General features: G+C 39.1%; 16 protein-coding genes and 1 tRNA gene. 16 read left to right on the top strand and 1 reads right to left on the bottom strand.

Features of this window, described 5'->3' with window-relative positions:
* The first annotated feature begins 4 nt into the window (after nucleotides 1-4).
* The 8 genes from ACWITO_RS04110 to ACWITO_RS04075 all read left to right on the top strand — a co-directional run bounded on the left by ACWITO_RS04110 (nucleotide 5) and on the right by ACWITO_RS04075 (nucleotide 11,947).
* Nucleotides 5-2,599: a TonB-dependent receptor plug domain-containing protein gene (locus tag ACWITO_RS04110; RefSeq protein ID WP_448528742.1), complete on the top strand. Its 2,595-nt coding sequence runs from the start codon at nucleotides 5-7 to the stop codon at nucleotides 2,597-2,599.
* A 13-nt stretch (nucleotides 2,600-2,612) separates the two neighbouring features.
* The gene (locus ACWITO_RS04105) at nucleotides 2,613-5,063 is read left to right on the top strand and encodes a tetratricopeptide repeat protein (protein ID WP_448528741.1); all 2,451 of its coding nucleotides are present in this window, start codon (nucleotides 2,613-2,615) and stop codon (nucleotides 5,061-5,063) included.
* A gap of 177 nt (nucleotides 5,064-5,240) precedes the next feature.
* Nucleotides 5,241-6,773: a transglycosylase SLT domain-containing protein gene (locus ACWITO_RS04100; RefSeq protein WP_448528740.1), complete on the top strand. Its 1,533-nt coding sequence runs from the start codon at nucleotides 5,241-5,243 to the stop codon at nucleotides 6,771-6,773.
* Nucleotides 6,774-6,903: 130 nt separating this feature from the next.
* A complete protein-coding gene (locus tag ACWITO_RS04095; RefSeq protein ID WP_448528739.1) occupies nucleotides 6,904-7,839 on the top strand; it encodes an NAD-dependent epimerase/dehydratase family protein in 936 nt (311 codons plus the stop codon).
* Between the two features lie 174 nt (nucleotides 7,840-8,013).
* Nucleotides 8,014-8,595, top strand: coding sequence for a hypothetical protein (locus ACWITO_RS04090; RefSeq protein WP_448528738.1), 582 nt, complete (start codon nucleotides 8,014-8,016; stop codon nucleotides 8,593-8,595).
* Nucleotides 8,596-8,808: 213 nt separating this feature from the next.
* Nucleotides 8,809-10,194, top strand: a complete 1,386-nt coding sequence (locus ACWITO_RS04085; protein WP_448528737.1) for an undecaprenyl-phosphate glucose phosphotransferase — start codon at nucleotides 8,809-8,811, stop codon at nucleotides 10,192-10,194.
* A 75-nt stretch (nucleotides 10,195-10,269) separates the two neighbouring features.
* A complete protein-coding gene (locus ACWITO_RS04080; RefSeq protein ID WP_448528736.1) occupies nucleotides 10,270-11,388 on the top strand; it encodes a glycosyltransferase family 4 protein in 1,119 nt (372 codons plus the stop codon).
* Nucleotides 11,357-11,947, top strand: a complete 591-nt coding sequence (locus ACWITO_RS04075) for a hypothetical protein (protein ID WP_448528735.1) — start codon at nucleotides 11,357-11,359, stop codon at nucleotides 11,945-11,947. The genes ACWITO_RS04080 and ACWITO_RS04075 overlap by 32 nt, the downstream gene beginning before the upstream one ends.
* An 87-nt stretch (nucleotides 11,948-12,034) precedes the next feature.
* On the opposite strand, the gene ACWITO_RS04070 is transcribed toward ACWITO_RS04075, so the two are convergent.
* Nucleotides 12,035-12,108, bottom strand: a tRNA-Asn gene (locus ACWITO_RS04070).
* Nucleotides 12,109-12,354: 246 nt separating this feature from the next.
* Here ACWITO_RS04070 and ACWITO_RS04065 point away from each other — a divergent pair.
* The 8 genes from ACWITO_RS04065 (at nucleotide 12,355) to dnaJ (ending at nucleotide 23,355) form a co-directional block, all read left to right on the top strand.
* Nucleotides 12,355-14,076 (top strand): hypothetical protein, encoded by a 1,722-nt coding sequence (locus ACWITO_RS04065; RefSeq protein ID WP_448528734.1) that lies wholly within the window; start codon nucleotides 12,355-12,357, stop codon nucleotides 14,074-14,076.
* Nucleotides 14,077-14,128: 52 nt separating this feature from the next.
* Complete coding sequence (gene uvrA, locus ACWITO_RS04060; protein WP_448528733.1) at nucleotides 14,129-16,930, top strand: excinuclease ABC subunit UvrA; 2,802 nt, start codon at nucleotides 14,129-14,131, stop codon at nucleotides 16,928-16,930.
* 60 nt (nucleotides 16,931-16,990) lie between these two features.
* Nucleotides 16,991-18,748, top strand: coding sequence for an aspartate--tRNA ligase (gene aspS, locus ACWITO_RS04055; protein WP_448528732.1), 1,758 nt, complete (start codon nucleotides 16,991-16,993; stop codon nucleotides 18,746-18,748).
* 137 nt (nucleotides 18,749-18,885) lie between these two features.
* The gene (gene hemL / locus ACWITO_RS04050; RefSeq protein ID WP_448528731.1) at nucleotides 18,886-20,175 is read left to right on the top strand and encodes a glutamate-1-semialdehyde 2,1-aminomutase; all 1,290 of its coding nucleotides are present in this window, start codon (nucleotides 18,886-18,888) and stop codon (nucleotides 20,173-20,175) included.
* 11 nt (nucleotides 20,176-20,186) lie between these two features.
* Nucleotides 20,187-20,612, top strand: a complete 426-nt coding sequence (locus ACWITO_RS04045) for a RidA family protein (RefSeq protein WP_448528730.1) — start codon at nucleotides 20,187-20,189, stop codon at nucleotides 20,610-20,612.
* 177 nt (nucleotides 20,613-20,789) lie between these two features.
* Nucleotides 20,790-21,422 (top strand): hypothetical protein, encoded by a 633-nt coding sequence (locus ACWITO_RS04040; RefSeq protein ID WP_448528729.1) that lies wholly within the window; start codon nucleotides 20,790-20,792, stop codon nucleotides 21,420-21,422.
* A gap of 133 nt (nucleotides 21,423-21,555) precedes the next feature.
* Nucleotides 21,556-22,158, top strand: coding sequence for a nucleotide exchange factor GrpE (locus tag ACWITO_RS04035; RefSeq protein ID WP_448528728.1), 603 nt, complete (start codon nucleotides 21,556-21,558; stop codon nucleotides 22,156-22,158).
* Nucleotides 22,159-22,194: 36 nt separating this feature from the next.
* Nucleotides 22,195-23,355, top strand: a complete 1,161-nt coding sequence (gene dnaJ, locus ACWITO_RS04030) for a molecular chaperone DnaJ (RefSeq protein ID WP_448528727.1) — start codon at nucleotides 22,195-22,197, stop codon at nucleotides 23,353-23,355.
* Nucleotides 23,356-23,453 lie beyond the last annotated feature (98 nt).

Genomic DNA, 23,453 nt, shown 5'->3' with positions numbered 1-23,453 from the left:
AGTTATGAAACCCTCATTTTTATGGCTTATGCTCATTGGGATAATGAGTGTAGGCACTCTCAAAGCTCAAACAGATAGCTCGCAAATTAAGTTGTTTTCTTCCTCTGTGGAAGAAATCCTAAAACTCAAAAAAGAGGAAGAAACTGAGGTGCAAGTAGTTACGGCTTCGCGTATCAAGGAGAATTTGAGTGATGCCCCTGCAAGTATTACCGTAATCACACGCGAGGATATAGAACGCTATGGCTATCGGAACTTGGCAGAACTGCTGGCACGGGTGCCCGAAGTTTATACACATTACACAGGGAATAATTTTGATACGGATTTCCGAGGATTTTTTACCAACAACACTCGCCGTAATGTGCTTTTCCTTATCAATGGACATCGTATCAATGAGCGTTTCCATTTTGGAGATTTTTATGCAGATGTAATAGGCGATTTGAATAATGTGGAAAGAGTGGAAATTTTGAGAGGACCTGGAGGAGCTTTGTACGGAAGTGTTGCAGTACAAGGGGTAGTCAATATTATTACTCGCAATGCCGACCCCATATTTTTGAACCGTGAAAATCGTATAAAACTTTATACTTCTGCCATTTTTGAAGAACTTGGCAGAAATTCTATCGTACAACGTTATTCCACAGGTTTAACTTTTGGTATTTCTGAAAAATCTAATCTTTCATTAACCTTATACCGATTTTCGGGAGGATTGGAATACGATACTAAAACAGGAAACACAAGCCGCCCTTGGCAAAGTAGTTTTACCAAAAAAGGAGCAGGACTTGCCGATATTATTTACCGCAATCAAGTATATTGGGACGTTCCCAATGACGGAAGTTTTAATGGAGGCTACGACTTTCCAAATTTTGATGTTCGCTTCAATAGTGAATATTTTTCCGTAGGAGCATTTATGCACAGCCGAGCCGTTTCTTGGGTACAACCCAAAGATAATGTAACTTTCAACCATCCCGATAACGACCGCCAATGGAGCCACGGTGCCGCCTACATAGAGCTTAAACCTATTACCAAATGGGGTATTACGGCTCGTATCAGTTACAATTTGAGTACCAATCGCGAAATTCAAGATTTCAGCCTTACTGATAGAAACCCCGTTAATGGGCAAACGTTGGCTTCTACAGCACTTAATACTTTGCTAAATCCTTTCAGTGGTGGAAATGCGAATAGATTTTTGCTTATAGATGGCAATTTTGTAAGGTATAATACGCTTATAGATGCCTCTTTGCTCAATGATAGTACCCTTGCTTACAATGGCGGTGGGCTACGTATCAATTACGCAGGGATTACCAAATCTTGGGGAGCAGAAATGCAAATGATACCTTATAAAACTGAAAAAATCAATATCAGTTTAGGGGGAAATTTAGAAATCGCTGACTACAAAAATATCCAATGGATTTCTGCACGAAACAATAAATTTCTATTTTATCGCCCTTCAGGAGGTATTTCTGATAATGGTTGGTACTACGGTTTGTGGCTACAAGCTATTTACACCCCTATTCCCAAACTTACCATCACAGCAGGGGTTCGTTACGACTATCAATTTATCAAAGATGCTTATCGTAACTTTGGTAACCAACTGGTTTATACCTTTAATAGCAATACAAGCGAGTACACTCCTATTCAGGCTAGGAACAAAATAGACCAAAACATTACCCCAAGAGCCGTAGTAAATTATCGCTTTACAGAAAATACCAATGTAAGAGCAATTTTTGCACGTGCTTTCCGAGCTGTGCCGCCACAAGAAATTATCCGTCTTCCTTTGGATATTGAAGCAAGGTCTGAAATTACCGATAACTACGAACTGATAGTAAGTCATAGCTTCAATAAAAAGCGTAGCAATGTTACTTTCAATAGTTTCTATTTGCAAAACAACCGCTTGTATCAGTTCAATCCTGCATTGCAAGCCTTTAATGCGGGTAGTGCTTGGAGTAATATCGGATTTACACTTTCAGCATTTCACAAGTTAGAAAATGCCGACTTTTGGGCTTCGGCTACTTATTATATTCTCCGCCGCCCTTCCGATGCCTTTGCTTTTATGAGGGACTACAAAAACCCTCGTGAAGGTACTGGCGTATTAGGTACAATAGGTTCAGGGGGCGTAGCACCAATTTATGACCCACTACCCAATATGCTTCTGCCTTTGGATTCACCCGACCTAATGATAAAAGGTGGAGCAAGTCATTCTTTCAAAAAAGGAACCGTTTTAGGTTTAGAAGGATACTTTAATGGTAGAATTTTAATGCTTGCCCCCGCCAACAACAACGTAGGAGAAGCCCGCCCCGAAGCCATTATTGTACAAGGCAACCAAGTAATTGAAAATCCCAACGTTAATCCTAATAATTTCACCAAACACAATGTACCTGCAAGTATTTACTTTAACTTCTATATCCGGCAAAATTTTGACAGATTGCTCAACATAAAAGGCTTATTTATGGAATTAAAAGTAAATAATTTGCTAAATTCGCCCGTTTGGAATGTACTAAATTCTGATGCACAAGGCTGGAATAGTGCCATATTCTATAAACCCAATCAGCTACCTGATTTCGGTAGAAGGTTTATGTTTAGCTTTAATTATGTAATTCACTAAAAACTTTACGTTTATGAAACCTGTTAAGTATTGCCTGTTGTTCGTTTTTACTTGTTTTTGCTTAGAGTTGCTGGCTCAAAATAGTATCAATACGCTACTTGCCGAACTCAACAAAGCCAAAGATATTCCTGAACGTATCAATATTTTAGAACGTTTGGGACTTACTTACCAAAAGCAAAATGCTCACAAAAAAGCCATTGAATACTTTGAGCAAGTTTATCAGTTGCAAGAGCAAAACAATGAAAACAATCCTGCTAAAATCGCTATCTTAAGTGCAATTGGTAACTCACAAATTGCCCTCAAAGACTACAACAATGCTCAAAAGACCTACGATAAAATTTTGCGTTTGCAAAAAAAGGAAAATCGCAAAAAAGACGAAGTAAATACCCTACACAAATTGGCTGAAATTTGCGAAGCCGCCGATAAAAATCAAGATGCCTTGAACTATACTTTGGAGTGCCTGCAACTCAACAAAGAACTGGGCGACGAGATGGCAGTCGCCGATACCCACAACAATTTAGGATTTTTGTACCGACAGCTCGGCAACACACAAAAATCTATGGATCACTTTATGGAGGCTCTCGCTATTTACGGCAAATTAAGCCGTCTGCGTCCCCAACAGCAACTCACAATGTACACCAATTTGGGTGTAACGTATAGCTACATTGGGAAATTTGATGATGCAGGCGATTACTTCCAAAAAGCCTATAAAATTGCTGAATCGCAAAAAAATCAGTACGAAATTGCAAACCTTTCCAATTACTTAGCCGCTAACAATTACGTTTCGGGTAAAAGCAAAACCGCCATTGCCCAAGCCGAAAAAGCAATTTCTATCGCTCAGAACCTGCCCAATGGCGATAACATTTTGGAAGTTAGCTACAATATTTTAGCTCAAATCTACCAAAAAGAAAAAGATTTTACTCAATACCAAAAATACAACAAACTCTATCAGGATACTCGCGAGAAAGTCAGACAGCGAGAAGCCGCCAATCAGCAAAAACTGCTTGAAGAGCAAATCAATGTAGAAAAGAAAGAAAACGAACTCAAGCAAGATATTGCTGAAAAAGAAAAGCAAGAAATGACCGTAAAACAGCTGGCTTTGGAAAGAGAAAAAGCCAAGCAAGAAGCCGATTTGGCTCGTAAAGAAAGTGAAATCAGCCGTACGCGTGCCTTGAACCAAGAGCTGGAACGCAAAAGAATTGAGCAAGCTCTCTTAATCACCAAACAACAAGCAGAAGCCGAAAAACAAAAGCAAGAAAACGAACTTTTGCAACGTGAAAAAGAATTACAAGCCATTAAAATTGAAGCCCAAGAGAAAGAAAAAGTGCTTAAAGAAAAAGAGCTTGCTGAAGTAAAAGAAAAAGAAAAAATCGCCAAACAACAAAAAGAAGCCGCCGAAAAAGAAGCCCGTGCCAATGAACTTATCAACCAACTCTTAATGATTATCATTGCTTTGGCTGTTATTGGGCTTGCTTACAGCATTTACACTTACATACGCATACGCAAGCAAAAAAATGCTATTGAACGCCAAGCCAAAGAAATTGAAAAGCAATCCAAAGAAATTCAGGAGCAATCTATTGCTATTCAGGAGCAATCTAACCAAATCGCCGCCCAAAACGAGGAACTTCGTCAGAACCAAGAGGAAATTATGGCTCAAAGAGATGCCATTGCCGAAAAGAACGCTATTCTTGCCGAGCAAAACGAAAAAATTGAAAAAAGTATCAATGCCGCAATGACTATCCAGCAAGCTGTTTTGCCTCACGAAGATAAAATGAAAGACCTACTCGGCGAATATTTCCTCATTTTCCGCCCCCGCGATGTAGTTTCGGGTGATTTCTACTGGGTAGAACAAGTTGAAAATAAAGTAATTGTAGCTACCGTAGATTGTACAGGACACGGCGTACCCGGTGCCTTGATGAGTATTATTGGTAGCACAATGCTTTCCAAAGTAGTGAAGCAATACCAGATAACCGAACCCGCTGAAATTCTAAAAAAATTGGACGAGGAAATTCGCTCTACCCTACAACAAGACAAAACCGACAATCAGTATGGAATGGATTTATCGGTGTGTGTGTTGGAAAAACAACCTGATGGATTCACTAAACTCACTTATGCAGGGGCTAAAAGACCGCTTTACTACATAGAAGCCGGCCACGACCAAGTTTTTATGCTCAAAGGTGATAGACGTTCTATTGGCGGTTTCCAAAATGAAACTGTTCCTTTCACCAATCAAGAGCTTCGGCTCAAATCAGGTAGTTTGCTTTATTTGGGTAGCGATGGTTTCACAGACCAAAACAACGTGGAGCGTATCAAACTTGGAGAAGCTAAATTTAAGTATTTGCTTTCCCAAAATTGCAAATTCCCTATGAGCGAACAGAAAAAACATTTAGAAGGATTTCTGGACACCTACCAACGTGGTACGATGCAAAGAGATGATATTTTGCTAATGGGCATCAAAGTATGAAAACTTTTGTTTTTATATTTCTAAAAACCTGAAAATCAAGATATAAAAATCTGAAAATCTTGAAAATCAGCTCAATCTTGACTTAAATTTTGGCAGTGTAAAAAACTTTCTATACCTTTACACTGCCGACTTGCTTTGGCACGACAAATGTTTTGTAAAAAACCAAATACTCTACCGATGAAAAAAGTAGTGAAGGTTCTGTTGTTTGGCTTTTTAGCATTTGCCTGTGTAAGCCCCAAATTATATGGGCAGCCGGAAACCGCTAAAAATTCAGAAATTGATGCTGAACTTAAAGGTTATATCCCCGCAATTCACGACGACCTCGTTGCAGAGCGTTTGAAGTGCATAGAAAATGAAATTCCGCTTACTTACAACAATGTTGTAAAAAAGCAGATTGAGCGGTTTTGCGTAAAACAACGCAAGCAAATCAAGTATTATTTGATGAGGAAAGACCGCTATTTCCCTATTTTTGAGGAAATTTTGGCTAAATACAATATGCCTGATGAACTCAAATACCTTTCGGTAGTAGAATCGGCTCTTATTCCCAAAGCAACTTCTTGGGCTTCGGCAGTGGGCTTGTGGCAATTTATGCCTTTCACAGGTAAAATGTATGGCTTAAAACAAGATTTTTATATTGATGAACGCATAGACCCTTACAAATCTACCGAAGCGGCGGCTCGCTTTCTCAAATACTTATATGAAAGATTTGGCGATTGGCATTTGGCTCTTGCCGCCTATAATGCGGGTCCAGGCAGAATTGACCAAGCCATCAAAAGAGCGGGAGGAAAAAGAAATTTTTGGGACATCTATCCTTACATTCCTGCCGAAACACGTGCCTATGTGCCTATTTTCATTGCTGTAACTTACGTTTTCAACTATCATCACGAGCATTTTGCCGAACTTCCCGAAGAAGTACATACTTACATTCCTGCCGATACGATTGTAGTAAGCCAATTTGTAAATGTAAAAGAACTTGCCAAACAATTAGATATTGATTTTGAAGTTTTGCAAGTGCTAAATCCTCAGTTGAAAAAAAATGTAGTACCTCGCCATTACAAAGATTACGCCTTGCGTATTCCCAAAGACAAAGTAGAATATTTCAACGAACACCGCGAAGATATTCTCAAAGCCGCCAGCAAAGGAAGCTATCAGTATATTCCCTATCCTACTACTTACAACGAAGCTCTTGCCAGTACCAAAGGTAAAAAGAAAGTTACGCATACGGTACGCAAAGGCGAAACACTTGCTCAAATTGCCCAAGTGTATCAAGTACATACCCGCGATGTAATGCTTTGGAACAAACTTCGCTCTCAAAACCTAATGGCTTCGCAACGCCTTGTGTTGTGGGTAGAAGAAAAAAACAAAGAAAAAGAGGAGAAAGAAAAGGAAACTCCTGAAAATAGCGAAGAAAATTTAGCTCAAAACAATAACAAAACAGAAAGTGGTGAAAAAGAGGCTCAAAATAGCCCAGAAACAAAAGTTCCAGTTCATAAAGTAGCCCTTAAAACCCCACCCGTAGGAGCAGTAGCAGGAGCAACTAACAAAAATACGCTTTCTGCAAGCAAAGCAGTGTATCACGTTGTCAGACAAGGCGATACGCTTTGGAGTATCAGCAAACGCTACAACGGCTCTGTTGAGCAAATCCGAAAGTTAAACCCCAATCTTAAAGGCGAAAACCTTGCCGTAGGGCAAAAAATTAGGGTGTATTAGAAAAAAGCGTAGCTTGTTTGGCTTGAAAAGCATTTTTTGATTCTGCGATAACATTGTGAGTTATATTTCATTATACATTGAGCAGTAAAATTGCCAATTAGCATCAAGAGCAATCTCAAACATATCAGATATGAAACAAACCATTTTAGGTGCAGGTGGAGCCATTGGAACAGAATTGGCAAAAGCATTATCCAGTTATACTCATAGCATCAGGCTTGTCAGTAGAAATCCCAAAAAAGTAAATCCTAACGATGAACTGCTGAGTGCTGACCTATCTGTCAAAGAACAAGTTGAAAAGGCAGTAGAAGGTAGCGAAATAGTCTATCTCACGGTAGGCATAGATTACAACACCAAGCTCTGGCAAAAAATGTGGGTGCCTCTGGTACGGAACGTAATAGACGCTTGTGAAAAATTCAAATGCAAACTTGTTTTCTTTGATAATGTCTATGCCATTGGTGGCGATAATGTAAAACATATTACAGAAACCTCTCCTATCAGCCCTACTAGTAAAAAAGGAGAAGTTAGAGCCCAAGTGGATAAACTTATTCTTAATGCTATTGAAAGCAATCAATTAAACGCGATTATAGCTCGTGCCCCCGACTTTTTCAGTGAGTTTAAGGAAAGAAGTCTTTTGATGAACTTGGTATATGATAATTTAGCCAAAGGCAAAAAAGCTCAATGGTTTTGTAATGCCAAGGTTATTCATACAACAGGCTATGCCCCCGATTTGGCAAAAGGTACAGCAATGCTGGGCAATACCCCCGAAGCCTATAATCAAATTTGGAACTTACCAACAGACCCTCAAAAAATCACTGGTGAGCAATGGATAGACCTTTTTGCCCAAGAAATGAACACAAGCAATCAATACCAAGTTCTACCTGGTTGGGGTATGAGGGTTCTTGGACTTTTTGTACCTATTCTGAAAGAAATGTACGAAATGCGTTATCAATACGATAGAGATTATTACTTTGATAGCTCCAAATTTAATAAAATATTCAAGTACCAGCCTACTGATAACAGAACCGCCGTAAAAGAAACCATTGAAAAGTTGAAAAATAAAAAATAAGTTGTGAGCAGTAACATCATCAATGATATTGCTTTTTATTTTTTCTGACGGAAAATGCAAATAATCGCTGATTTTCAAAATTTTACAAAATAATTTTGCTTTTTTTAGAAAGTTTTTCTAACTTTGGCATTATTCGTGCTTTACGAGTAATGTATAACCAAAAAAACTGTTTTTATGAAAAAGTCATTTATCTATTTCACGTTTATAGCTCTGGTAGCCGTAGTTTCGTTTTCTTGTAGAAAGAAAGAAAAAGTCAAACTTCCCAAAGGTGAGGAGGAAGTGGTAGTACCCTGCTCTGGTCCGCAGTACTTTACGGATAAAAAAACTTTCCGAGCCAATGCAATGGGTGAAAGCCAAGACCAAATGGTTGCCAAACGTAAAGCATTGAGCAACTGTCGCGATGAACTGGCTCGTAGCATCAATACCCGTATCAAGGCAGTTACGGATAATTACGTAAATTCACGTGAGTTCAACAACAAAGAAGAAGTAGAAGAACGCTACGAGAACCTAACCCGCGAAGTGATTGACCAAGAAATTGCTGGAACAAAAACTATCTGCGAAAAACTCGTAAAAACTCAACAAGGTACGTACAAATACTATATTGCCATAGAACTCACCACAGACGATTTGCTTGAATCTTACAACAAACGTATGCAAAAACTTTCCCAAGAAGAACGCCTCAAAATTGACTACGACTACGAAAAATTCAAAAAAACTTTTGAGGCTGAAATGGAAAAATTAAGCCAAGGACGCTAATCCAAATTTTTCAACCTGAATACATTACCTAAAACTCTACCTGCCGTAGAGTTTTAGTTTTTAGTACATTCAATAAAAGTCAGTTTCCCAAGACCTTTGGGATAAATCTTTGAAAATCATCAAATATAAAATTCTAAAAATCTTGAAAATCACTTTAATCTTGGAATAAAAACAGAATTTTCTGTATTTTTGGGCTAAAATTTAGTAGTATTTATGGAGCAATCTTCATACAGAAGGCTTGTGCGTTTTTTCTATTCCTTAGGAGATATATTTGCTCTGAATTTAGCCTTTCTGATAGCTTATCTCATTCGCTTCAAAAGTTTTGAAGGGGTTTTTGAAGAGCCTTATTGGTATATAGGCATTTACGCCAATATAGTTTGGATTGGGATTGCCATTTTTGCCAAAACTTATCAAATTTCACGTTTAGAAGAATACTGGACAATTGTTCGTAAAATGCTCAAAGCCATTGCTTGGCATTTTGCACTTATGGCTATTTTTTTGGTACTTATTCAAGAAAAAGCCTATTCACGCTTTCACCTGATTGTTTCGTATTCCACTTTTGCCATACTTATTGCTATTTGGCGAATGTTAATTTTGTGGCTCTTGCGAATTTACCGAAAAATGGGCTACAACCAAGTCCGCATTGTGATTGTAGGTTATGGAAAAGCAGGTTTGGATTTATACAATTTTGTTACCAAAAATAAAGATAGAGGCTATCAGTTTTTTGGCTTTTTCGACGAAAAAGAAGAAAACAATTCGCTCATAAAAGGCAAACTCAAAGACTTGGAAAAATTTGTTTTAGAAAACAATATTGACGAAATCTATTGCTCGCTAGATAGCATCAGTCGCGAGCAACTCAAAAAAATTACCCAATTTGCCGATAACCACCTCAAACGCATACGCCTGCTTCCCAACTTAAAAGATTTTACTGCCGCCGAAGTAGCCGTAGAGCAGTTTGGGAATGTACCTGTGGTGCTTTCTCGCCGAGAGCCGCTCAATGACGCTTTCAACCAGTTTCTGAAAAGAAGTTTTGATATTTTCTTTTCGCTTTCAGTAATTTTATTTATCTTTACTTGGCTGTTTCCTATTATCGCTTTGCTTATCAAACTAACTTCCAAAGGTCCAGTTTTTTTCAAGCAAAAGCGAGCAGGTAAAGATGGGAAAATATTTTGGGTGTACAAATTTCGCACAATGACCTACCAAAAAGATGCAGAATTTGTGCAAGCTACACGCAACGATAGCCGAGTAACTAAAATTGGTAAATTTTTACGAAAAACAAGTTTAGACGAATTACCGCAGTTCTTTAATGTACTTTTAGGAGATATGACCGTGGTGGGTCCCCGTCCTCACCCTTTGGAACTGAATAATACATTTCAGCACATTGTAGAAAAATATATGGTGAGGCATTTGGTAAAACCGGGAGTTACAGGGCTTGCCCAAGTAAAAGGCTACCGAGGCGAAACCCGTGATGTTCGCTCTATGATAAATCGGGTGAAAATGGACGTATTTTACATAGAAAATTGGTCGTTTTGGTTGGATATTCTCATTATTTTCTGGACAATCAAGGCGATTTTCAAAGGCGATAAAAACGCCTTCTGATATTTTTTGAAAAAGTGTTTTTCCTGAACCAAAATTATGTTGTAAGGTTTGAGGCGAACGTGAAAACAGGTGTTTATGATGATTTTTATCTTTATTGTTACTTTCCTTGCCTCGCTGGTTATTGCGTGGGTAAGTATTCCTGCTATCATTAAGGTTGCCGAGCAGAAGCATTTATACGATGAACCCAATGAGCTTCGGAAAATCCATATCCGAAAAGTACCAACACTGGGCGGTATTGCCATATTTGCTGGCACCGTGATTTCCGCTACCTTTTTTGCCCATCACAGCAAAAATTTAGATTTAGGAACATTCCTTTCAGCCATTACTATTTTGTTTTTCACGGGCATCAAAGACGATATTATTCCCCTAACGCCCTACAAAAAGTTCTTGGCTCAACTGCTAGCAGTAGGCATTGTGGTATTTTGGGGAGATGTTCAATTGAGTAGTTTGTATGGTTTCTTTTTTACCTACGATGCCCCTACTTGGGTACTTTATGCCGCAACTATTTTCACAATGATAGTGATAATCAATGCTTTCAATCTCATTGATGGCATCAATGGGTTGGCAGGTGGCGTAGCTTGTATTGTGATTTCTACTTTTGGAATATGGTTTTTCAGACATAGCGAAGAAAGCCTTGCCATTTGGGCTATGGCTACTTGTGGAGCAACCTTAGGGTTTCTCCGTTACAATTTTACAGGGAAAATTTTTATGGGAGATACAGGCTCCTTGATTTTAGGCTTTATTTCTGCGGTTTTTGCTATCAAATTTATAGAAATGAACAAAACCGAAGTTTCCTTCGTAGGGGGGAAAGCTCCTTTATTTGCCATCGCGGTTTTGGTAATACCTCTCTTTGATACCTTGCGAGTATTCATTGTAAGAGCGGCACAAGGCAAATCCCCTTTTTCGGGTGATAGAAACCATTTGCATCATCTATTGCTTGATGTAGGCTGTTCGCATTTACAAGCCAGTTTTATCTTATATGCTCTCAATATATTCGTAATCGTTGCCGCCTATTTTGCCAACTTACTCAATGTGTATGTGTATTTTGCTATTTTATTTACAATAATGCTTTCTTTCACACAAATTTTGCTGGTTTTGCGTAAAAGAAGAAAAACTCAAAAATCACTTAATACTCCTTCACAAACTATTACCTCGTATCCTTATGAATTTACTACACACTACGAAAAAAATTAGTCTATTAGCGTTTTTACTTTTACTTACTTTTTCTTGCCGTACTTTCAGAGAGCTAAAAAACCTTGCCCAATGCGATTTCACAAGTGCAGGCATTGATAACTTGCGTTTGGCAGGAATCAATTTGCAAGAAAAAACAGATATTAGCGAAGTGAGTGTTTTAGATGTAGCATCACTTCTGAAATCTTTTTCACAAAAAACTCTACCGCTCAATTTTACGTTCAATATCAACATCAATAACCCCAACGATAAACTCGCCGCACTCAATTATTTAGAATGGATTGCCGAAATTGATAAAGTGGAAATAGCCAAAGGGGTTGTCAATCAGCGGTACGAAATACCCGCAGGCGAAAATATCGTGATGCCTTTGCAAATCAGCTCAGACCTCTATAAAATTTTTTCACAAAAAGAAGGTAGGGAGCTAATTGGTAAAGCGATTGGCATTAAAGATGAAAATAATCAACCTAAAAATCTAACTTTACGAGTAAAGCCCTCCATTTCCGTAGGTAAAGGCTATATCAAGTACCCAGGCTATATTGTTGTAAAGAAAAAAATTGGGTGATTTTCGTATTCCCCAAAAACCCTTATTCAGAATGTTATGCAAATAAAAAAGCCCTTTTGAAAGGGCTTTTATTTTTTGATTCTGAAGCTCCCGAAGCTGGGCTCGAACCAGCGACCCTCTGATTAACAGTCAGATGCTCTAACCGACTGAGCTATTCGGGAGTGTTTTTGGACTGCAATATTACGCACTTTTCAAGTATTAGCCAAATTTTTTTCAAAAAAATTTGTATAAAATTTTGTAAAAATTTGCTAATCAGTTACATAAAATACTATTGTAAGCATAAGAAACTCAAAGGTTCAGAAGTATAGCTCAAATCAAAACTTTCAAAGCCCAAACTTTTCAAACCCGCCTTCATAAATTAGACAGGTTCGTTTTTAATTTTTTTGTATCATTGTAGCAAAAAACCAATGAAACAACTATTTAACATAAAAATTGTCGCTTTTGCCCTTTTTTCTATTTTTATCAGTGTATATTTGTTTAGAGAGTGGCTTTGGTTTTGGCAAACCAGCTACACTGAAATTTTAAATACTTATTTACAGAAACATCAAGGAATTTTCAGACATCATCTCTTTGCCAAACAGCATTTCAGCCCTCAAACCTACGAGCAGGCTAAAATATGGTTATCTATCGCCCTTTGTTTAGTTTTGGCACTCCAAATCATCTTTTGGGCTTTGCTAAAAACTATACAAAAACATTTCCAGGAAGGTATCAAAGAATTAAACCGCATTTATACGCTTTTTAAGCAAGATTTTAGCACTCTTTCAAAAAATCAGAAATGGTTGCTGGTCTTTACCTTGCTTGCCATTGCAGTTCACCAAGTTTTTATGTACCAAAACATATTTTTGGCTATGGACGAGGCTTTTTCTTGGTTATTTTTCGCTTCGCAAGGGGCTTCGGTTACGCTTACGCATTATCCTGTGCCAAACAATCACCTTTTCTACAACCTGACAACCTATTTTTGGCACTTTTTCGTCTCCGATAATATGCTTGCCTTACGCTTAACTTCTATCCTATCTTTTTGGGGACTACTTGCAGTAGTTTTTGTATTTTTTTTGCGTAAAAGTGGCTTTCAGATAGCCTATCTAACCCTTCTGCTCACAGGTTTGGGATTTAGCCAATCTGTTTTTTCTGTACAAGGCAGGGCGTATATGTTTGAGGCTTTGTGCATATTTATTGCCTTTTTTGCTTTGCTAATGTATCTACAAAACTATCATTCTTTGTATTTGTGGCTTTTTGGCTTAGCTTGTGTGCTTGGATTTTGGGCTGTGCCTGTATTTTTGTATGCAATGCTTTCGTTTTATGCTTTTTTGCTTTGGCAAATTTTACGAAAAAAGATACCTTTCAGTTTGCTTTATCGCTTTGCTTGGGTAGGTTTGCTGATTTCGGCTTGCGTATATGTAGCGTATGTAGGCGTGCTAGCGTATAGCGGCAAAAATGCCCTTTTAGGCAATGAAAACGTTGCACCCAAAGATTACGATAGCAAATGGTTTTTTAGCTACATTTTGCCCATTTCTTTGCGAGAATCTGTTTGGTATGTTGTGAGCTTACCGAAATACGTTTCTTTCATAGTTTTTGCAGTAGTAAGTATGCTTGGTAGTTGGATTGTTTGGAAAAAAACGCTCAATCGCACACATCAGCAGATTTGGCAATTTTTGGTAATTTCTACGGCAGTAACGCTGGGGGTTATTTGCCTGATGCAGGCTTTCCCGTTTTATCGTGTCTGGACATACTATGCCATTTTCTTTGCCTGGGCAGTAGCAATGGTATTGAGCCATTTTTTGCCCCAAATAAAAATAGCAGGACTTTATTTGGTGGCAGTGCTTATTTTTGCGGGTTCATTTTTTCAGTTTTGGCGAGAAATACAAGATTTCTACGACCCCAAATCATACCAGCATCATCAAAAGATAGTTGATGAGGTAAAAGCAATGCTGAATAAAAATCAGAATATTTACCTTTCAGAAGAGGCTTTTTATGTACGCTTTTGGGTGGAATATTATGGCAAAAAAGAATTGCTACGCTCAAACCCTTGTAGAGCAGATGTGGCAGTACAAGAAATTCCCGAAACCCCTCCTGCTTGCCAGAAACCTTACAAAGACATTTGGTTTTTGCGTTTCTATGCCAGAGAGTAGCTTGTCGCTTCAAACTTTTTTCCTAATTTAGCGTTTTGGAAAAAAATCGGCTATGGAAGAGCTAATAGAAATTTATGGTGCTCGTGAGCATAATTTGAAAAATTTAGACCTTACAATACCTCGTCAGAAGTTAGTAGTAGTAACAGGTGTGAGTGGTAGTGGAAAATCTTCGCTTGTTTTTGATACGATTTTTGCCGAAGCCCAAAGGCGTTATATGGAAAGCTTTTCAGCGTATGCAAGGGGGTTCATTGGCGAGATGCAACGCCCTGATGTTGATAAAATTGAAGGTTTAAGCCCTGTTATTGCCATTGAACAAAAAACGACCTCCAAAAACCCTCGCTCTACGGTAGGAACGCTTACCGAAATTTATGATTTCTTACGATTGCTTTTTGCACGTGCAGGTGAGGCATACTCATACGTTACAGGCGAAAAAATGATTCAACAATCGCCCGACCAAATCCGAGAAAGCATCTTGCAAACCTATGCCAATCAAAAGATTTCTATTCTTGCTCCTTTGGTAAAAGGTAGAAAAGGGCACTACAAAGAGCTATTTTCCGAAATTGCCAAAAAAGGCTATCTGAAAGCCCGTATTGATGGAAAAATTCAAGAAATTTCTCCCAAATTAGAACTTGACCGCTACAAAATCCACGATATTGAGGTTCTTATTGACCGCCTGCAAGTAAAAGATGATTTTCGTCTAAACGATTCTATTCAAAAAGCTCTCAAAGAAGGTAAAGGCACACTTCTGGTGATTGATGAGCAAGAGCAACTGCGTTTTTATTCCCAATTTTATACTTGCCCTACTTCGGGTATCAGCTATGATGAACCCGCCCCTAATAGCTTTTCCTTCAATTCGCCTTATGGCTGGTGCCCCAAATGCGAAGGTTTAGGCATTATTGAAAATTTTACCGAAGATAGCATTATTCCCAACAGAAATATCAGCATTGAAAAAGGGGCTATTGCCCCTCTGGGCGAATTTCGGGACATTTGGATTTTTAAGAAAATTGAAAGCATACTCAAAAAATACAAAATTTCTATTAAAAAACCTGTTGCCGAAATTCCTCGCGAAGTCTTGGATATTATTCTTTACGGAAGCAAAGAGACCATTCAAGTAGCCTCTACCAAATACCCTGGTACCGATTGGCACACTACTTTTGAGGGTATCATTCCTTTTATGCAAAAAATGATGAACGAAAGTTCAAGCAGTGTCCAAGAGCATTATGCCGAGTATCTGAGTAGCCAACTCTGTCCCGAATGTAATGGCACAAGATTGAAAAAAGAGGCTTTGTACTTCAAAGTTGATAATAAAAATATTGCCGAGCTTTCCGCTATGAGCATTACAGAACTGGCTCAATGGCTACAAGGCTTGGAAAATCGTATGCAAGGCATAAAAAAACGCATTGCCGAAGAGGTTTTGAAAGAAATTCGCAAAAGATTGCAATTTCTGATTGATGTAGGTCTGGACTATCTGACGCTCAACCGAGCCGTAAAAACCCTATCAGGCGGCGAATCGCAACGCATACGCTTGGCTACGCAAATAGGCACACAACTCACAGGCGTTTTGTATGTGCTTGATGAACCCAGTATCGGCTTACACCAAAGAGATAACCAAAAGCTCATTCAATCTCTGCAAAACTTACGAGATATTGGCAATTCGGTGATTGTGGTAGAACACGACAAAGATATGATGTTGCAAGCGGATTACATCATAGATATTGGTCCCGAAGCAGGAAGGCACGGCGGAGCAATTGTTGGCAAAGGCTCGCCCCAGACCTTTTTGCAAAACCCCAACTCGCTAACGGCTCAATATCTGAAAGGCATTGCCAAAATTGAAGTTCCCCAAGCAAGAAGAGCAGGTAATGGCAAATTTCTGGTACTGAAAGGTTGCAAAGGGCATAATCTCAAAAATATTACGCTTTCTTTACCTTTGGGCAAAATGATTGCTGTTACAGGTGTTTCAGGTTCAGGCAAATCCTCCCTTATTCATCATACGCTCTTTCCTATTCTCAACAAGCATTTTTACAACGCCAAAAAAGAACCCTTGCCTTACGAGAGCATTGAAGGCTTAGAGCATTTGGATAAAGTAATTGAAATTGACCAATCGCCTATTGGCAGAACCCCCCGAAGCAATACCGCCACTTATACAGGAGTTTTTACAGATATTCGGGATTTATTTGCACAGCTCCCCGAAGCCAAAATCAGAGGCTATAAACCTGGGCGTTTTTCTTTTAACGTAAAAGGTGGAAGATGCGAAACTTGCGAAGGAGCAGGTGTGGTTACAATTGAAATGGAATTTTTACCCGATGTGCATATCCCTTGCCGCGATTGTAAGGGCAAACGCTACAACAGGGAAACTTTGGAAGTTCGTTTCAAGGGAAAATCTATTGCAGATGTGCTGGATATGACCGTAGAGCAAGCATTGGATTTTTTTGAAAATCAGCCCCGTATTCTTTCTAAAATAAAAACCATTCACGAAGTAGGCTTGGGCTATATTACTTTGGGGCAACCCGCCACTACGCTTTCGGGGGGTGAGGCTCAAAGAGTAAAACTTGCCACTGAGCTTTCCCGCAAAGATACAGGCAAAACCCTTTACATTCTCGACGAACCTACCACAGGTTTGCATTTTCAGGACATTGAAAAACTGCTTTTTTTCCTCAACAAATTGGTAGAAAAAGGCAATACCGTGCTTATCATAGAACATAACCTTGATGTTATCAAAGTTTGCGACCATATCATAGATTTAGGATTGGAAGGAGGTGAAGCAGGAGGCTACATCATTGCCGAAGGCACTCCCGAAGCACTCGCTACACACCCCCAAAGCTATACGGGTAAGTTCTTAAAAATGGAATTGTAAGTTTTTTGTACAACCCGCAAATTTACCTAAATTGCACACCATTTGAAAAATCAATCAGTTATGTTCCGAACACATACTTGCGGCGAATTAAGACTTTCCAACCAAAACGAAACCGTAACATTGGCAGGTTGGGTACAAACCATTCGCGACAAAGGCTCTATTTTATGGATAGATTTACGCGACCGCTATGGTATTACACAAATTACCCTTGTAGAAAACAAAACCCCTGCCGAACTCTTTGAAATTGCTCGCAGTTTGGGCAGAGAATTTGTTATTCAGGTTTCAGGAAAAGTAGCCGAAAGAGAATCCAAAAATCCTAAAATTCCTACGGGTGAAATAGAGGTATGGGCTGAAAAAATTGTAGTGCTAAACCCCGCCGAAATCCCTCCTTTCAAAATTGAAGACGAAACCGATGGCGGCGACGACTTGCGAATGAAATTTCGCTACTTGGATTTGCGTAGAAATGTAGTTCGCAAAAACTTGGAACTCCGCCACCAAATGGCACAAGAAACACGCAAATACTTAGATAGTCAAAAATTTATAGAAGTAGAAACCCCCGTACTTATCAAATCTACCCCCGAAGGTGCAAGAGATTTTGTAGTTCCCAGCCGAATGAATTTGGGGCAGTTTTATGCTTTGCCTCAATCGCCGCAAACTTTCAAGCAGTTGCTAATGGTAGCAGGTTTTGATAGATACTATCAGATTGTAAAATGCTTTCGCGACGAAGACCTACGTGCCGACCGCCAGCCCGAATTTACACAAATAGATTGTGAAATGTCTTTTGTAGAACAAGAAGATATTTTACAAACTTTTGAAGGACTTATCAAACATCTTTTCCGTGCTGTAAAAGGTATTGAAATTCCTCCCCTGCCCCGAATGAGCTACGAAGACGCCACTCGCTACTACGGCTCGGATAAGCCTGATTTGCGTTTTGAAATGAAATTTACCGACATTACACATCTGGCAAAAGGGAAAGGTTTTCAGGTATTTGATAACGCCGAAATTGTTGTAGGAATTTGTGCCAAAGGTTGTGCCGAATACACCCGAAAGCAACTTGATGAACTTACAGACTTTGTCAAAAAGCCACAAATTGGAGCAAAAGGCTTGGTATATGTACAATGCAAAGCCGATGGCTCGTTTAAGTCTTCAGTTGATAAGTTCTTTTCCCAAGACGATTTGCAGACTTGGGCAAAAGAAATGCAAGCCGAAGCAGGCGATTTGCTTCTGATTTTGAGCGGCGAAACCACTAAAACCCGCAAACAACTTTCAGAATTACGATTGGAAATAGGAACTCGTTTGGGCTTACGCGATAAAAATAAATTTGCCTGCCTTTGGGTAGTAGATTTTCCCGCTTTTGAGTATGATGAAGAGGCAGGACGCTGGTTTGCAATGCACCACCCCTTTACTTCGCCCAAACCCGAAGATATAACTTTTCTGCAAAACGGTGAGTTGGGAAAGGTAAGAGCCAATGCTTACGATATGGTTATCAATGGCACAGAAGTAGGCGGTGGCTCTATTCGGATTTTTGATAAAAACTTGCAAGCAAAAATGTTTGAAGTTTTAGGATTTACTGCCGAGCAAGCCGAAAAGCAATTTGGCTTTTTGATGAATGCGTTTCGCTATGGTGCCCCTCCTCACGGAGGCATTGCCTTTGGTTTTGATAGGCTTTGTGCCATTTTCGGCGGTGCTGATAGCATTCGCGATTTTATTGCTTTCCCTAAAAATAATTCGGGCAGAGATGTTATGATTGATGCTCCTTCCGAAATTTTCCAAGAACAATTAGACGAACTCGGAATTAGTTTGGTGAAAAACAAATAGCGTATTGTTTAGGTATAGCTTGCAGTAATGAAACAGAAAATAGGACTTAAAAACATTAGATGTTTAGACGAAGTAAAACTTTTACCTCAAACGCTTGAACCCTTAAACTTTTTAACGTAAATAATTACCAAATAGCTATGAACTTTCAGAAAAGCCAAGAACTTTTTGAAAAAGCAAAAACACTCTTGCCCGGTGGTGTAAATTCTCCCGTCAGAGCCTTCAAGTCGGTAGGTGGGACGCCGCTATTCATCAAGCGTGCCGAAGGAGCATATCTCTATGATGAGGACAACAACCGCTACATTGAACTTATCAACTCTTGGGGTCCGATGATACTCGGACACGCCCACCCTACCATTCAGAAAGCTATCGCAGAAGCACTACCCCATTCTTTTTCGTATGGGGCACCCACCCGCAAGGAAGTGGAAATGGCTGAACTCATTTGCCAAATGGTGCCTTCCATAGAAAAAGTACGTATGGTAAATTCAGGCACCGAAGCCTGTATGAGTGCCATTCGGGTAGCTCGTGGCTTTACAGGTAGAAATAAAATCATTAAATTTGAAGGTTGCTACCACGGACACGGCGATAGCTTTCTGATTGCGGCAGGTAGCGGAGCTTACACAATGGGTTCGCCCGATAGCCTTGGCGTAACGCAAGGCGTTGCCAATGATACGCTCACAGCCCCTTACAACGACTTGGACGCAGTAAAAAAGCTCATTGACGCCAATCCTAAACAAATAGCTTGTATTATTGTAGAGCCTGTGGTTGGAAATATGGGGTGCGTTTTGCCCCAAAAAGGCTTTTTAGAAGGCTTACGAACTATTTGCGACCAAGAAGGCATCATCTTGATTTTTGATGAAGTAATGACAGGCTTTCGTTTGGCTCGTGGAGGGGCACAGGAACTCTTTGGCATAACCCCCGATATGACAACCTTGGGAAAAATTATTGGAGGTGGCTTGCCTGTGGGAGCTTATGGTGGCAAAAAGGAAATTATGGATAGCGTTTCGCCTGTGGGCAAAGTATATCAGGCGGGTACGCTTTCAGGTAACCCTATTGCTATGGCGGCAGGCTACGCGATGCTTACCGAACTGAACGAAAACCCTCAGATTTACCAAAAGTTAGAACAAATCACACAAAAAATCGTAGAGGGACTGAAGAAAACTTTACAAAAACTGAACTTGCCTTATACTATCAATCAAATTGGCTCAATGTATAGCCTATTTTTTACAGACAAACAAGTTATTGATTTTCAGACTGCTAAAACTTCCAATACAGAACTTTTTGGAAAATATTTTCATAAGATGCTTCAAAAAGGTGTATATTTAGCACCCTCGCAATTTGAAAGTTTATTTGTTTCGGTAGCTCTTTCAGATAGCGACATTGAGCATATTTTACAAGCCAATGAAGAAAGTTTAGCTGAAATTCATTAAATACAAGATATATGCCCGAAGACAAAGATTTGATTCATAGCTCCAAAGCCCCCGAACCTGTCGGTTTGTACCCTCACGCAAGACGAGTAGGGAATTTGCTGTTTCTTTCAGGAGTAGGACCTCGCAAACGAGGTAGCAAAGAAATTCCGGGTGTTGAGCTTGATGAGAACGGAAATATTATTAGTTATGACATTGAAGCTCAATGTCATTCTGTTTTTGAGAATATTCGCTATATTTTAGAGGAGGCAGGCTCTTCTTGGGATAAGATTGTAGATGTTACGGTCTTTTTGACCAATATGAAAGAGGACTTTCCCAAATATAACAAGATTTACGCTGAATATTTCAAAGATAATCAGCCTTGCCGAACTACGCTGGGTATTACGGCTTTGCCTACGCCTATTGCCATTGAACTCAAAGTAATAGCTACAATTGATTAGCTTTTACTTTGTGCCAAAGGGCTTGCCAAAAGGCATTCCGAAAGGATTTCCAAAAGGTGATTTCATATCCGTTTGCTGTTTAAATTTGACTTTGCAAATGTAATATAAATCCCAAAATCTACCAAATTTTTTTGCAAAAATTTTTCAAAAAACCATAAAAAACTCTGTTCTTTGCTTATGAAGCGTGTTATTATTTTTTTATTTCTCGTTTTTTTGGGCTTGCTCACCTTTTTTCAATACCAAAAATATCGTAAGTTTTCTTACCCGAATGCTTATGATTATGTAATAAATATGCAAGAAATTGATGTCAATTATCACGAACCTGCTTTGGTAAAAGAATACTTTGAAACAGCAACACATTTAGGAAACTTCGCAAGGGAACAATGGACAAACCACGGTATTGATGTCCTTTCGGCAGATATGGAAATTCCACAAGCCAAAAACGCCGCTCATACTTACCAAACTATGCGGGCAAGAGTAAAATTTTTAGAAGCAAAACTTATTCTCTCCAAAAAACTCAAACAGCAAGGCTTTGATAATGAAGCTATTGCTTACATTGAAAAAAATGGCATCAGCGAAAAAAATTACGCTTTGCATAAACTCTTAGCAGGTAAAACTTTCCGCAAAGGTGATAAAGATAGAGCTATTTGGGAAATACAAAAACTTATCAGTCAGAAATGGCAACCTATACAAATAGATGGTGTTTTCAGTGATGAAACCGAGCAGACAATCAAAAAAATTCAACAAGAAAAGCAAAGCTATCCTTCGGGTGTGATTGACGAGGATTTTTTGAAACTATTGTTGCAATAAATTTTACCAAAATGGTAAAGATACTTTCAGCGAACACTAAACAAGTGTTCGTTTATTTTTTCTGTCAAAATGGCAGTATTTTTAATTTGGCAAAGAAATTGAACCTTCGTAAATTGCAAAAATTTTTGTGGTTATGAGTACAGAAAATCCTAAAAACGAAAATCAGCAAGAAAAGCAGAATAGCAATTCTAACGAAAACACCGAAAACAAAGAAGTTTTGACAGAAGAGATACAAAATTCCGAAAAATCAGCTTCAGGTAGCAATAATGTTTTTAACTTAGAAGAAGTAGTAAAGAAACTAGAATTTGCTTTGGCAGAGCAAAAGGATAATTACATTCGCCTCTATGCCGATTTTGAAAATTTCAGGCGTAGAACTGCCAAAGAAAAAGTTGAATTTATTGAGCAAGCCAATGCTAAACTTCTTTTAGAATTACTACCTATTTTTGATGACTTTGAACGTGCCTTAAAAGCATTTGAAAATAGTGAAGCGAATCTGGAAAGCATCAAAGAAGGCATTATGCTTATTCATCAAAAGTTTGCTAAGTTTTTGGAAAAGCAAGGACTTGCAGAAATCAAATCTACCCACGAAGCCTTTGACCCCGACAAGCACGAAGCCATTACGCAAGTACCCGCCCCAAGCGAAGAGATGAAAGGCAAAGTTATAGATACCATAGAAAAAGGCTATATGCTGGGCGAGAAAGTACTGCGTTTTGCAAAAGTGGTTACAGGAGCGTAGAAGGTTTATTTTTGGGCTAAAACTCTATTTTAGATTATGGCAAAGAGAGATTATTACGAAGTTTTGGGGGTTTCTCGGAGTGCTACACCCGAAGAAATCAAGAAGGCATACAGACAGCTGGCGATAAAGTATCACCCTGACAAAAATCCCAACAATCCTGAAGCCGAAGAGAAATTCAAGGAAGCGGCAGAGGCTTACGAAGTGCTTTCAGACCCCGAAAAACGCAAACGTTACGACCAATTCGGACACAATGGCGTAGGCGGTGCAGGTGGCTTTGGTGGTGGCTTCAGCGGCAATATGAATATGGAAGATATTTTTGCCCGCTTCAGCGATATTTTCGAGGGTACAGGTTTTGAAAGTTTCTTTGGAGGCGGAGGAATGGGCGGTGGCAGAAGCAGAGGCGTGAATAAAGGCACTAATCTGCGTATTAAGCTCAAACTTACGCTACAAGAAATTGCAGAAGGAGCAGAAAAGAAAGTAAAAGTAAAACGCTATGTAGCCTGCAAATCTTGCAATGGTAATGGCTCAAAAAATGGTGTTTCTTTGCAAACTTGTGGCACTTGTGGCGGCACAGGGCAAGTTCGCCGTGTAACCAATACAATGCTTGGACAAATGATAACTACCAGCACCTGCCCTACTTGCAGTGGCAGTGGTAAGATTATCAGCCAGAAATGTGAAGTCTGTGCAGGCGAAGGCAGAACCTTGGAGGAAGAAGTAATTTCTATTCGTGTGCCTGCGGGGGTACAAGAAGGTATGCAACTTTCTATCGCAGGCAAGGGCAATTACCCCCAACGTGGTGGGCAATATGGCGATTTGTACATTGTAATTGAAGAAGCGGAAGACGAGACACTCAAAAGAGATGGTAATAATATCATTTACGATTTGCATATTAGTTTCATTGATGCCGCTTTGGGAGCTACCGTAGAAGTGCCTACCCTTGACGGCAAAGTGAAAGTAAAGATTGAACCGGGTACGCAAAGCGGTAAAATTTTACGCTTGAAAGGCAAAGGTTTGAAAGATTTGCAAAGTTACGACCGTGGCGACCAGCTCATTCACGTCAATATCTGGACGCCTAAAAAACTTACCCCCGAAGAAAAGGCTATTTTGGAAAAACTGCGAAACTCTAAAAACTTTACACCCTCACCCGATAAATCTGAAAAAAGCTTCTTTGAAAAAATGAAAGAGTTTTTTCAGTAAAACCTACCAAACGACCATATTCGTAAAATGAATATGGTCGTTTTCGTAGTATTAGGCGAAAAATTTAGAAAATATAAAACTTAACAATTTCTTAATAT

The sequence above is a fragment of the Raineya sp. genome (genome assembly GCF_053497555.1).
Note: the sequence above shows the minus strand (reverse complement) of the source record. Positions and strands in the feature narration are given on the sequence as shown.